Here is a 12,110-nt window from a genome sequence, read left to right on the forward strand (position 1 = left end):
CGTATATTACGCTTTCCTCTTTCAGAGTCAACCCGTTATTTCAGGATTTTTTCTCTTCAACCGACCGCGTTGTCTGTGAAGTGATTCACATCCGCCGTGTCGATGGAGGCGCATTATAGGGAGTTCGCGAACGACCGCAACCGAAAAGTTGCAAAAAAATGACTGACTGCTGCATTCCCCAGCAAAACCCCGCCTTATACCCATTTATGCACAAAGTTATCCACAATTCTGCACGGATCCCAATGCGATCCCACGAATTGAGCGGGAAGATCAACTATACTGGCGGCAAATACTCTTCTCTGTGCAGGCCGCTTCATGACCACACAACGCCTCACCCGTGACTGGCGTCTCCCTACAGCGGGGTTGATGCTGCTGGCAATTCTCTTTGCCGGTTTTACCCTGCATGCGCACTGGAACGCCTTTATCCAGTGGTGTCTCGCCACGCAAATTACCCTGCACCGCTATCTGGTGATGTACCTGCTGCAGCTGAATAACCACCAGTACAGCGGCGGATTATGGTTGTTAACGGGGGCTTTCCTTTATGGCGTACTCCATGCCATTGGCCCCGGGCACGGAAAATTCATTGTGACGACCTATCTGACTACCAATAAGGAAAGCGAGCTGGCCGCCCGGGTCGTCCCCTTCCTGGGCAGCCTGATGCAGGGCGTCAGCGCCATTCTGTTTGTCTTTATCCTGGCGGTAGGGTTTAACCTCGCCTCAGGGGATATCAGTACCAGCCGCTGGTATGTGGAGAAGGTCAGCGCAGTGCTTATTGGCGCATTCGGCGCATTCGTCATTTACCAGGCGCTGAAGAGTCTGCGCCCGCGCAGGATGTCTGTCTCTGCCATTAAGCCGCTTCATCAGCACGACGAACACTGTGGCTGCGGCCATCACGGCGTAGGTGCAGACCTGACGCAGGGCGACTGGAAAACCCGTCTGGGCGTAATTCTGGCGATCGGCGCACGCCCGTGCAGCGGGGCAATCATGATCCTGATGTTCTCCAACGCGCTGGGCATCGTAACCTGGGGGATGGCCGCAGTCATGACCATGTCGCTGGGAACCGCTCTTTCTATTATGGGGCTTTCACTGGCTGTACGTTACGCCCGCGAACGCACGGTGGCCTGGTTCGGAGAAAGCGCCTCGTTAAAATGGCTGGTGCCGGCCGTCAAAATTGCCGGAGGGATAGTCCTGATCCTGTTCGCGACGGTGCTGTTCCTGACGGTGATCCCCATCAGCGCCAATGGCGACTACATCGCCGCAGGATGCTAATAAAAGAAAACCCGCCAGCGGCGGGTTTTTTGTTACTCGTTGATGCGTGGATGCTGATCCACCAGTCGGGAACGTTTTTTCTGCAGTTCTTCAATCTCGGCGTCAATATCCTCAATCTTCTGCTCTACATTATCGTAGTGCTCACGGAGGATCTCTTTCGCTTCCTGGATATCCGATGCCGCAGGCGTTGCGCCTTTCAGAGGGCGATTCGCCGTCTCCTTCATGGTAATACCGGTAATCAAACCAATCACCGCGATCACCATCAGGTAATAAGCAGGCATCATCAGGTTCTGCGTGCTCTCCACCAGCGAGGCGGCAAGCGTCGGGGTCAGACCGGCAATCAGTACCGAGATGTTAAAGGCCGCGGCCAGCGCGCTGTAGCGAATGTGGGTCGGGAACATCGCGGGCAGCGTTGAGGCCATCACCCCGATAAAGCAGTTAAGGATCACCGCCAGCATCAGCAGACCGGCAAAAATCAGCCCCAGTACATTACTGTTGATCAGAATAAATGCCGGGATGGCGAGGGCAAACAGCGCAACGCTTCCCAGAATAATGAACGGTCGACGACCAAAGCGGTCACTCAACAGGCCCATAATCGGCTGCACAAACAGCATACCCACCATGATGGCGATAATGATCAGCACACCGTGATCTTCCGAGTAGTGCAGGTTATGCGACAGATAGCTCGGCATGTAGGTCAGCAGCATGTAATAGGTCACGTTGGTGGAGATCACCAGACCGATACAGACCAGCAGGCTTCGCCAGTGCTTAGTGGCAATCTCTTTGAACGATACCTTCGGACCGTCCTGCAGCCCTTCGCGGTCACCCTGCTCCAGCTTATCAACGTGCTGCTGGAACGCAGGCGTCTCTTCAAGCGCATGACGCAGGTAGAGGCCAATGATCCCCAGCGGCAGAGCCAGGAAGAACGGGATACGCCAGCCCCAGTCGAGGAAGTTTTCTTCCCCCACTACGGTTGAAATCAGGACCACCACACCCGCGCCCAGGACAAAACCGGCAATGGAGCCGAAGTCCAGCCAGCTTCCCATAAACCCGCGCTTACGGTCAGGAGAATACTCGGCAACGAAGATCGAGGCGCCAGTATATTCACCGCCCACGGAGAAGCCCTGTGCCATCTTACAGATCAGCAGCAGAATCGGCGCCCAAATGCCGATGGTGGCATAAGAAGGGATAAGACCGATACAGAATGTACTGATCGACATAATGACGATGGTGATAGCCAGGATCTTCTGACGACCATATTTATCACCGAGCATACCGAAGAACAGACCACCCAGCGGGCGAATCAGGAAGGGAACGGAGAACGTACCCAGTGCCGCAATCATCTGCAGGCTGGGATCGGCCCCGGGGAAAAACACTTTACCTAACGCATAGGCCACAAAGCCGTAGACACCAAAATCGAACCATTCCATCGCATTACCGAGCGAGGCTGCGGTAATCGCTTTACGCAGTTTGGCGTCATCAATAATGGTGACGTCGCGAAGCGTGATGGGTTTAATCTTTTTCCTTCTCAGCATAGCTATCCTCGTTGACTCGGCCCTGTCTGTTTCACAGTCCAGTGTGCGTTCTGTGAACCATGGGATCCGCTCCATGCGAATCGCCTTATTCAAGCGTAGCAGGTTTACTTACATTGACGTTTTACGTCGATACAACCGAACCTGTTGACGCCTGCCTGGGCAGTTAATGACCTTTTTACCCTACCAGCGTTTATATTTGTGATCAACTTCACACATATTTAAGCTTCAGGTCAACTCAGTCCAGTATTTGTCAATCAGTGCAAATAAGCCCTTTCTCATCCCCGCCTCATGAGCTCTCTCACGCACGTCATGAGTTCTTTCGCAACAAAAAAACAAACCACGTTTACTCACATTCAATTTACATAAATTTTCTTCATCATGACGCCGCCGATAGTTTTACATTGAATATGTGACAAAGATAACTAAAACGATGTTTTATTTTGATTGAATCAATATTCCAATGATCGCATGATAAATCCGAATACAGCATTTCATGTGTTTTCCAATGAAGTTAATCGAGAGAAAACATTTATTTTCCTGGCGGGATTATCGAGAAACGCCACTCAAACACAAATGCCAATCAATTGAATTTATTGACTAATTTTTAACACCGAACGCCCGTCCTGCGGGGTCAGATGTGAGGATTGTCCATGAAGATTAAAGCCACGATAGAACGCATACCCGGCGGTATGATGCTGGTTCCGCTGGTGCTGGGCGCCATCCTGAATACCCTTGCCCCTGATACCGGGGCTTATTTTGGTGGTTTCACAAAAGGCATGATAACGGGCACGGTTCCAATTCTTGCCGTCTGGTTTTTTTGTATCGGTGCATCCATTAATTTGCGGGCGACCGGTACCGTATTACGGAAATCCGGCACGCTGGTAATAACCAAAATAGCGGTAGCCTGGGCGGTGGCGATGATATGCGCGATGTTCATCCCGGAGAATGGAATTCAGACCGGGTTCTTCGCGGGGTTATCGGTACTGGCGATTGTCTCCGCGATGGATATGACTAACGGCGGATTGTACGCCAGCCTGATGAACCAGTACGGGACGAAAGAAGAGTCCGGCGCATTTGTCTTGATGTCTCTCGAATCAGGCCCGCTGATGACGATGCTGATCCTGGGGTCAGCTGGCCTGGCCTCTTTTGAACCCCACCACTTTGTCGGCGCAATCCTGCCCTTCCTGATCGGCTTTGCCCTTGGCAACCTCGATCACGATCTGCGTGATTTCTTCAGCAAAGCCACGCCGGTGCTGATCCCGTTCTTCGGCTTTGCGCTGGGGAACACCATCAACCTGAAGGTTATCCTTGATACCGGCCTGCTGGGTATTGTGCTGGGTGTCGCCGTAATCGTCATTACCGGTATTCCGCTGATCGTTGCCGACCGCGTGATCGGGGGAGGAAACGGCACGGCGGGCGTCGCCGCCTCTTCAGCCGCAGGCGCTGCCGTCGCTAACCCGGTGATTATTGCCCAGATTAACCCGGCCTTCGAACCGGTAGCCGCTTCAGCGACGGCGCTGGTTGCCGCCAGCGTGATTGTCACTGCGCTACTGGTGCCGATCATCACGGCGCTATATGCGAAACGCTACGCCAATGCCCCCGAGCAGAATATCGAACGAAAAGCGGTCGAACTCCGCCATTAACACACTGCACCAAACCCTCCCCTCTTCCCTGCGGGGAGAGGGTGAGGGGTAAGGGATTTACCCAAAAATCTCTTCCACCATCCCGTCCACCAGCCGTTTTGCCGAACAGAGCCTCGGCATCCCCAGTGCGACGGTCTGCCAGTTTTGCGTCACTGACCAGCTCACCGGATGCTTATCCGCCTGACACCAGTCCCCCAGCCAGCCCAGCATGTCTTTATGATCGATCGATCCGGGAGAAGCAGGCGCTGTCAGCCACTGGTGATAAAAATGGCGGGTCGTGGGTGAGGCATTAATGCCCTGCGCCAGATAGTTAGCCGCCATGCTGCGCAGGTTATCCTTAAGCATGGCCGCCACATCTTCTTTCGCGAGGCGGCATGCGTCGCCAAATGCTCCCCAGCGCAGCTCTTCCAGAACGATAAAACAGCGCCCGGCCAGCGACCAGCCATCATAATGTCCGGCCCGCCAGCGGGTAAAAATTTGCTCACTGTGCTCACCCGCCTGCACCGTTAGCCCGCGCTGGGTCAGCGCCTTTTCTTTCCAGGCTGCGCGTTGGGTAAAATGAGACACGAGATCGGCGTACTGCTGCGTCAGTCCGGGAGACAGCAGGGTGCGTGGGTGAGTCTGCTGACGCAGCGCGATCAGCTTCTCTGCCATTAGCGTCAGCGCGAGATGGCCCGGATCAAGCATCCCGGCCAGCTTTTCCGCCAGCCCCAGGCGCAGCGCCGCATTTTCATTGAGCATCCCCGCCATCGCCCAGGGGCGTAGCCGGGTATGCGTCATGATTTCCTGCGTCAAACGCTCGCGAAACTGCAGCTGCTGTGGTCCCAGGCGAGGATGACGCGCCGCGTCTCCCCCCTGCACCAGATCGACCATAAATTTTGGATTAATACACTCCAGCGTTCGCCCGGGGCCGTCCAGTAGTGGTGTTGTCATGGTTGCTCTGCCGCGAATAGAGTTTGAATATCATCGCGTAACAGTCGGGTATCTTCCTGTATCCACGTCGCAGTAGTGATGCTTTGCTTCAACAACTGGCAGAGCGCTCGGGTTGAGTGCTCATTTTGCTGACGCACTGCGAGGCTATCACGCAAGCTTTCCTGTAACCCGGTCAGGCACAACGAAAATTCTGCAAAGAACGTCGCCATTCCTGCCGTAACAGAGACATCGACCTGCGCGGACAAAGCTTTACGTATTTGTTCACAAAACTGATCAATATGTTGCTTAAATTTGTCATGTAGCTGCGCAATGTCGATAACATAGCGCGTGCGCGTTTCCACATACTCGTCCCAGCCCCAGCCAGGATTATTGAGCCAGCGAGAGACCGTTTCGCGCATGCTGCTCCCGCCGGAAGGCGGGGCGGCCTGGCTGTCGTCCTGCGCAATCGCATCGTTAAACAGCGCTCGCGTATTGAAGTTAAGCTGGCTTGCCTGAAACGCCGGGAAGCTGATCCGCGCCCGAAAACCCGCATGGCTCAGATGCTCTTTAATACGCGTTTCGATGGGACGCATGGCTTCGTTAAGAGAACGCGCCAGCGTGGACTCCAGCTGATCGAAGCGTAACGCCAGCTCCCGGCCGATTTTCGTCTGGGCATCCAGCATCACCCGCTCGCAGGAGGCGCGTAATTTACTCAGCGCAATCTGCGCCTGCCCTTCATCGTCCAGCACCAGCTGCTTCACCCTCTCACCGCGAAGTTGCTGCCGTTCGGTGCCTGCCGAATCAAGAATCGGGAGCGTGCTGAACACCTGGTCAATCGCCTGGTGAAGCGCGGTTTTTTGGGATCCCATAAAGTCCGCGGTGGCGTTCAGCGCTTCCTCAACCTCGTGTTTCACCTCATCGCTCACCACGCGCTGACGCGTCTGCAAAAGCGCCATGTCCTCTTCCAGACGTGCGATATTCAGCTCCAGCGCCTCAAAGGCCACCGTCAGACCCTGATAGCGGAAATCGAGATACTCTCGGGCGTTTTGCGCGTAGTTAAGAAGCTTATGCGAGGCTGAACGCAGCGCGTAGAGCGAGGCATTGGCATAGGCGGCGTAAATCAGTTTCCGTATCGGTTGCTCGAAGAGCGAATCTTCCCAGAGCAAATCGGCAGAATGTCGGATATGGTCGATATCGTCCAGGTCCGCCGTACGCCAGCGACGTCCGAGTGCGGCTTCGGCAAAATCCTGCACCCAGGGTTGCTCCTGATGATCCGGCAGTCGTCCATGCGAACTTAGCTCATAGCGCGCGCGGTTCGCCAGATACGCCCACATGGACGACACGGGGTAAATCTGACCAGGCGAAATATTGCCTTTCATTAAGGTGCCGGAGATCATCGCCCGAATCTGTTCTTCATCATCGCTATTGCGATCTTTCTGATCGAATTTATTGACCAGCGCATACAGCGGCACCGATTTTCCCGCCGCGGAAATCGCCTGGCGGACTTCTTCATCAGAAATGGATTTAAGCTGGGTATAATCCATTACGGCCAGCACCGCCGATGCGCGGGACAACTGCTCGCTGAGCATTTTTTGCAGATGCGGCTGTCCGGCCTCGTTCGGCCCGGGCGTATCGAGCAGCGTCAGCTGCCCGAGGTGGGCATCCAGGCCCGCAAGATGCACGAACTCCACTTCAATTACCGGGATATGTTCAATAGCCGTATATTCAGAGAACGGAAACTCCACACCCAGCGCCTGGGAAAGTCTCACCAGATCGTTGAGGCTTTTCAGACAATGAAATATCGGCTGCGCGCCCAGGTGATGCTTCTCAAACGCTTCCCCTTTTTCAATGCGCTCCAGCAGCGTATTCATGTCTTTATCAATTTCCAGACGCTGAGCCAGCTTCCCGCGGTCGTAATCACAGAGCTGTTTCTGAAGCAGTTGGATCAATTCATCAATCGGGGAGGCATGAGAGAAATGCAGCACCGGTTCCTTCTGACCCGGCGTGTGGCGAATCAACGTCGGAAGCGCCGTCATTGGACGATTGCGGTTCGGCAACACTTCGGTACCTACAATCGCATTAATGGTGGTCGATTTCCCCGCTTTCATGGTGCCAACAATGGCCAGGACCATTTCCAGCCGGGTTATTTTGCGTAATTCATTATTCAGCATCGCCTGCTGGGCGTCGACACCGCGCGCGCTAAAATGCAAAGGTAAAACGTTGTTTGTTTCGCCAGTAATAGCAGCCTCTGTGCTCTCCAGCATCTCAGTGGGCATTGATTTCAACGTATCAAGATTTTGCAGGGCAAGCTGTAACAAACGCTCGGCTTCCTGGCTTAATTCAAAAATGGTCTGTGTGTGCATGATAAAAGCCTTTCCTTAACGCAAATTTATTACTTTTATTAAGCCACTGGTTTTAATTATGTTGTTCAGGCTTATATGATCACGTGTGGAAAACATGTTCGCCGAAATATAACTGATTGAAGATAATCAGGAATAATTCCCTATCCTTGCATGGCGTGTAGAACTCTTCTCCAGGCCTGATAGCCAAAAGAAAAAAGCGTAGCCCATTTTTAAGAAACTTCAGGATATATCACCATTATTTACCCACCTAAAAAGAGAGGTAATGCACCACTGCCATAAGATATGTATGGCAGCAAAGTCCGGAGATAAATAACAATGTGTCGCTTCACCTTATCCGAAATGGCAGAGCGTAGCAATTTGCTGCAATAAAATATTCGATATATTTATCGTCATTTCTTCCCACCGTGTTAATGGACATAAGCTTCGCGTAACTGACTGACAGAACGTGTCACTCCCGATACGCTTTTTGGCTTATTTAATTCACAATATCACCGACAACGGTGTGGATTTGCGCTATACTTGCCGCCTTTTTCGGCACCCTGCCGTCATTTAGCTGGCACTTTCCAGCGCGTTTACACTTTTGAGGATACCGATATGTCTCTCCCACACTGCCCAAAATGCAATTCTGAATACACCTATGAAGATAATGGCATGTTCATCTGCCCGGAATGCGCTCATGAATGGAATGATGCCGAGCCGGCTCAGGATGCTGATGCGCTCATCGTAAAAGATGCGAACGGCAACCTGCTGGCGGACGGTGACAGCGTTACCGTCGTTAAGGACCTGAAGGTGAAAGGCAGTTCCTCTATGCTGAAGATCGGCACCAAAGTGAAGAATATCCGTCTGGTTGAAGGCGATCATAATATCGACTGCAAAATTGACGGCTTCGGTCCAATGAAACTGAAATCTGAGTTCGTGAAAAAGAACTGATTTTTCACCTGTACGCCCGGTAAGCGAAGCGCCACCGGGCGCTTTTGCCGGATGCGCTACGCTTATCCGGCCTACAAAAAAAGAACTAAACTTAACGGGCTTTTCTTACGTGAGGTAAAGATTATGCCGTTAAGTCCCTACATCTCTTTCGCCGGCAACTGCGCTGAGGCCACCGCCTTTTACCAGCAAGCCGTCGGCGCAGAACTTCTCTATAAAATTACCTTCGGCGAAATGCCAAAAAGCGATAACAGCGAAGAAGGCTGTCCGTCCGGTATGCAGTTTCCGGATTCGGCTATCGCCCACTCCAACGTCCGCATTGCGGGCAGCGATATCATGATGAGCGACGGGATGACGCCCGGCAGCAACGCGCAGTACGCGGGCTTTACGCTGGTTCTCGACACCCAGGACGTCAATGAAGGCAAGCGCTGGTTCGACAACCTCGCCGCGGGCGGGAACATCGACATGGCGTGGCAGGAGACCTTCTGGGCGCACGGTTTCGGTAAAGTCACCGACAAATACGGCGTGCCGTGGATGATTAACGTCGTCAAGCAACAAACGTCGTAGGCAGAACACGCGCAGCGCAGCCGGCAACAGCGCCCGGTGGCGCTGCGCTGACCGGGCCTACGGTGATTGTCATCAAACTCCGCTCAACTCTTCAAACTCCCGCAACCTGCACTTAACCCAAATGTCACATTGATGCGCCAGCATGAGGCCACATTTATCGTGAGGCCCCGCACATGCAAACTGTCATCCGCGTCGAGAAACTGAGCAAGACCTTCAATCACAACAAGGCTTTGCATGCCGTTGATCTGACCGTCCGGCAGGGCGACATGGTGGCGCTTCTCGGGCCTTCCGGCTCGGGTAAATCCACCCTTCTGCGCCATTTGAGCGGGCTTATCACCGGCGATAAAACGCCGGAAAGCCACGTCGAGCTGCTGGGCAATACCGTGCAGCGCGCCGGGCGTCTGGCGAGCGATATCCGCAAGAGCCGCGCCCAGACGGGCTACATCTTCCAGCAGTTTAACCTGGTAAACCGCCTGACGGTGCTGGAGAACGTGCTGATTGGCGCGCTCGGCAGCACCCCGTTCTGGCGCACCTGTCTGCGCTGGTTCACCCCTTCCCAGAAGCAGGAAGCTTTACAGGCGCTGACCCGCGTCGGCATGGCGCATTTCGCCCACCAGCGCGTCTCCACCCTGTCCGGTGGACAACAGCAGCGCGTGGCGATTGCGCGCGCGCTGATGCAAAAAGCGCAAATCATTCTTGCTGACGAACCCATCGCCTCGCTGGACCCGGAGTCCGCCCGCATCGTGATGGAGACCCTGCGCGATATTAACCAGAACGACGGCATTACCGTGGTGGTCACGCTGCATCAGGTGGATTACGCCCTGCGCTACTGCGAACGCATCGTCGCCCTGCGTCAGGGGCACGTGTTCTTTGATGGCGCGAGCCATCAGTTTGATAACGAACGTTTTGACCATCTCTACCGCAGCATTAACCGCGTCGAAGAGAACGCGCAGGCTGCTTAAATAAACCCGATCCGAGGAAAGTACATGAGCTACAAAGCCGTTGCCGCGCTGGCCTTTACCAGCATGTTCAGCCTCAGCACCCTGTTAAGCCCGGCGTATGCGGAAGAGCAGGAAAAAGCGCTGAACTTCGGCATTATTTCGACGGAATCACAGCAGAACCTGAAACCTCAGTGGGAACCGTTCCTGAAAGATATGGAAACCAAGCTGGGGATCAAAGTGAACGCCTTCTTCGCCCCGGACTACGCGGGCATCATCCAGGGGATGCGCTTTAATAAAGTGGACATCGCCTGGTACGGCAACCTCTCCGCCATGGAAGCGGTGGACCGCGCGAACGGCCAGGTCTTTGCCCAGACCGTCGCGGCAGATGGCTCCCCCGGCTACTGGAGCGTGCTGATCGTCAACAAAGACAGCCCGATCAACAACCTCAACGACATGCTCGCCAAACGCAAAGAGCTGACCTTCGGCAACGGCGATCCGAACTCCACCTCGGGTTACCTTGTCCCTGGCTACTACGTCTTCGCCAAAAACAACGCCTCCGCCAGCGACTTCAAGCGCACGGTAAACGCCAGCCATGAAACCAACGCTCTGGCCGTGGCCAACAAGCAGGTGGACGTTGCCACCAACAACACCGAGAACCTCGACAAGCTGAAGACCTCCGCACCGGACAAGCTGAAAGAGCTGAAGGTTATCTGGAAATCCCCGCTGATCCCCGGCGACCCGATCGTGTGGCGTAAAAACCTGTCCGAAAGCACCAAGGACAAGGTGTACGACTTCTTTATGACCTACGGCAAAACGCCGGAAGAGAAAGCAGTTCTGGAACGTCTGGGCTGGGCACCGTTCCGCCCGTCAAGCGACCTGCAGCTGGTCCCGATTCGCCAGCTGGCGCTGTTTAAAGAGATGCAGGGCGTGAAGGACAACAAAGGCCTGAAGGACGAGGAGAAGACCAGCAAAGTGGCCGCGATTCAGGCCCAGCTTGAAGACCTCGACCGCCTGACCGCCGCGCTCGGCGCGATGACCAGCGTGAATAAAGCGGTGCAGTAACGCTTTTCGCCCGGTGGCGCTGCGCTTACCGGGCCTACATTTTGGATCGTAGGCCGGATAAGCGTAGCGCCATCCGGCACACAAAGACCTGCGGAGTAACACATGCAAACCATCACCCTCCCGCCGCCGAAGCGCAGCTGGTTCTCGCTCATAAGCTGGGCCATCCTGCTGGCGGTGCTGGTTATCTCCTGGAAGGGCGCGGAAATGGATCCGCTGCTGCTCTTCAAAGACGCGGGCAATATGGCGACCTTCGCCGCCGACTTCTTCCCGCCGGACTTCAGCCAGTGGCAGGACTACCTCAGTGAAATGGCGGTCACCCTGCAAATCGCCGTCTGGGGCACCGCGCTGGCCGTTATTCTCTCCATTCCGTTTGGCCTGATGAGCGCTGAAAACATCGTGCCGTGGTGGATATACCAGCCCATGCGCCGCCTGATGGACGCCTGTCGTGCGATCAACGAAATGGTCTTTGCGATGCTGTTCGTGGTCGCCGTCGGCCTCGGTCCGTTCGCGGGCGTCATGGCGCTGTTCATTCACACCACCGGCGTGCTCTCCAAGCTGCTTTCCGAGGCGGTCGAAGCCATCGAGCCCGGTCCGGTGGAAGGCATTCGCGCCACCGGCGCCAATAAAATCGAAGAGATCCTCTACGGCGTCCTGCCGCAGGTGATGCCGTTACTCATCTCCTACTCCCTGTACCGTTTTGAGTCCAACGTCCGCTCCGCCACCGTCGTCGGCATGGTCGGCGCAGGCGGGATTGGCGTCACCCTGTGGGAAGCGATTCGCGGTTTCCAGTTCCAGCAAACCTGCGCCCTGATGGTGCTCATCATCGTCACCGTCAGCCTGCTGGATTTCCTCTCTCAACGTTTGCGTAAGCACTTCATCTGAGAAGCGAGG

General features: G+C 54.8%; 10 protein-coding genes. 7 read left to right on the top strand and 3 right to left on the bottom strand.

Features of this window, described 5'->3' with window-relative positions; all coding sequences use genetic code 11:
• Positions 1 to 315 precede the first annotated feature (315 nt).
• Positions 316 to 1,269: a nickel/cobalt transporter gene (locus tag AA74_RS0110235; protein WP_025912324.1), complete on the top strand. Its 954-nt coding sequence runs from the start codon at positions 316 to 318 to the stop codon at positions 1,267 to 1,269.
• Between the two features lie 32 nt (positions 1,270 to 1,301).
• Here the strand turns inward: AA74_RS0110235 and proP are convergent, their stop codons facing one another.
• A complete protein-coding gene (gene proP / locus AA74_RS0110240) occupies positions 1,302 to 2,804 on the bottom strand; it encodes a glycine betaine/L-proline transporter ProP (RefSeq protein WP_008500072.1) in 1,503 nt (500 codons plus the stop codon).
• A gap of 650 nt (positions 2,805 to 3,454) precedes the next feature.
• Here proP and kdgT point away from each other — a divergent pair.
• Positions 3,455 to 4,447, top strand: a complete 993-nt coding sequence (gene kdgT, locus AA74_RS0110245) for a 2-keto-3-deoxygluconate transporter (protein ID WP_008500071.1) — start codon at positions 3,455 to 3,457, stop codon at positions 4,445 to 4,447.
• Between the two features lie 57 nt (positions 4,448 to 4,504).
• On the opposite strand, the gene AA74_RS0110250 is transcribed toward kdgT, so the two are convergent.
• Positions 4,505 to 5,380, bottom strand: coding sequence for a diguanylate cyclase regulator RdcB family protein (locus AA74_RS0110250; protein ID WP_025912325.1), 876 nt, complete (start codon positions 5,378 to 5,380; stop codon positions 4,505 to 4,507).
• Positions 5,377 to 7,722, bottom strand: coding sequence for a clamp-binding protein CrfC (crfC, locus tag AA74_RS0110255; RefSeq protein ID WP_025912326.1), 2,346 nt, complete (start codon positions 7,720 to 7,722; stop codon positions 5,377 to 5,379). Before crfC ends, AA74_RS0110250 begins: the two co-directional genes overlap by 4 nt.
• 594 nt (positions 7,723 to 8,316) lie before the next feature.
• Here crfC and AA74_RS0110260 point away from each other — a divergent pair.
• From AA74_RS0110260 to phnE, 5 genes are all read left to right on the top strand, one after another.
• Positions 8,317 to 8,652 (top strand): zinc ribbon domain-containing protein YjdM, encoded by a 336-nt coding sequence (locus tag AA74_RS0110260; RefSeq protein WP_008500067.1) that lies wholly within the window; start codon positions 8,317 to 8,319, stop codon positions 8,650 to 8,652.
• A 123-nt stretch (positions 8,653 to 8,775) separates the two neighbouring features.
• The gene (gene yjdN / locus AA74_RS0110265) at positions 8,776 to 9,216 is read left to right on the top strand and encodes a VOC family metalloprotein YjdN (protein WP_025912327.1); all 441 of its coding nucleotides are present in this window, start codon (positions 8,776 to 8,778) and stop codon (positions 9,214 to 9,216) included.
• A gap of 173 nt (positions 9,217 to 9,389) precedes the next feature.
• Positions 9,390 to 10,178 carry a phosphonate ABC transporter ATP-binding protein gene (gene phnC, locus AA74_RS0110270; RefSeq protein WP_023618659.1) on the top strand — a complete coding sequence of 263 codons (789 nt, stop codon included), beginning with the start codon at positions 9,390 to 9,392 and terminating at the stop codon, positions 10,176 to 10,178.
• A 24-nt stretch (positions 10,179 to 10,202) separates the two neighbouring features.
• Positions 10,203 to 11,219, top strand: a complete 1,017-nt coding sequence (gene phnD, locus AA74_RS0110275) for a phosphonate ABC transporter substrate-binding protein (protein ID WP_008500064.1) — start codon at positions 10,203 to 10,205, stop codon at positions 11,217 to 11,219.
• A 102-nt stretch (positions 11,220 to 11,321) separates the two neighbouring features.
• The gene (phnE, locus tag AA74_RS0110280) at positions 11,322 to 12,101 is read left to right on the top strand and encodes a phosphonate ABC transporter, permease protein PhnE (RefSeq protein ID WP_021242916.1); all 780 of its coding nucleotides are present in this window, start codon (positions 11,322 to 11,324) and stop codon (positions 12,099 to 12,101) included.
• The last annotated feature ends 9 nt before the right edge of the window (positions 12,102 to 12,110 follow it).

This window comes from Enterobacter sp. 5-4 (assembly GCF_000612205.1).
In the GTDB taxonomy this organism is placed as follows: Bacteria; Pseudomonadota; Gammaproteobacteria; order Enterobacterales; family Enterobacteriaceae; genus Enterobacter; species Enterobacter roggenkampii.

What these genes read in the sequence shown, in the direction of transcription:
- AA74_RS0110235 (WP_025912324.1), top strand. Translation starts at nt 316, where the DNA reads ATGACCACACAACGCCTCACCCGTGACTGGCGTCTCCCTACAGCGGGG.
- kdgT (WP_008500071.1), top strand. Translation starts at nt 3,455, where the DNA reads ATGAAGATTAAAGCCACGATAGAACGCATACCCGGCGGTATGATGCTG.
- phnE (WP_021242916.1), top strand. Translation starts at nt 11,322, where the DNA reads ATGCAAACCATCACCCTCCCGCCGCCGAAGCGCAGCTGGTTCTCGCTC.
- phnD (WP_008500064.1), top strand. Translation starts at nt 10,203, where the DNA reads ATGAGCTACAAAGCCGTTGCCGCGCTGGCCTTTACCAGCATGTTCAGC.
- AA74_RS0110250 (WP_025912325.1), bottom strand. Translation starts at nt 5,380, where the DNA reads ATGACAACACCACTACTGGACGGCCCCGGGCGAACGCTGGAGTGTATT.
- proP (WP_008500072.1), bottom strand. Translation starts at nt 2,804, where the DNA reads ATGCTGAGAAGGAAAAAGATTAAACCCATCACGCTTCGCGACGTCACC.
- crfC (WP_025912326.1), bottom strand. Translation starts at nt 7,722, where the DNA reads ATGCACACACAGACCATTTTTGAATTAAGCCAGGAAGCCGAGCGTTTG.
- phnC (WP_023618659.1), top strand. Translation starts at nt 9,390, where the DNA reads ATGCAAACTGTCATCCGCGTCGAGAAACTGAGCAAGACCTTCAATCAC.
- AA74_RS0110260 (WP_008500067.1), top strand. Translation starts at nt 8,317, where the DNA reads ATGTCTCTCCCACACTGCCCAAAATGCAATTCTGAATACACCTATGAA.
- yjdN (WP_025912327.1), top strand. Translation starts at nt 8,776, where the DNA reads ATGCCGTTAAGTCCCTACATCTCTTTCGCCGGCAACTGCGCTGAGGCC.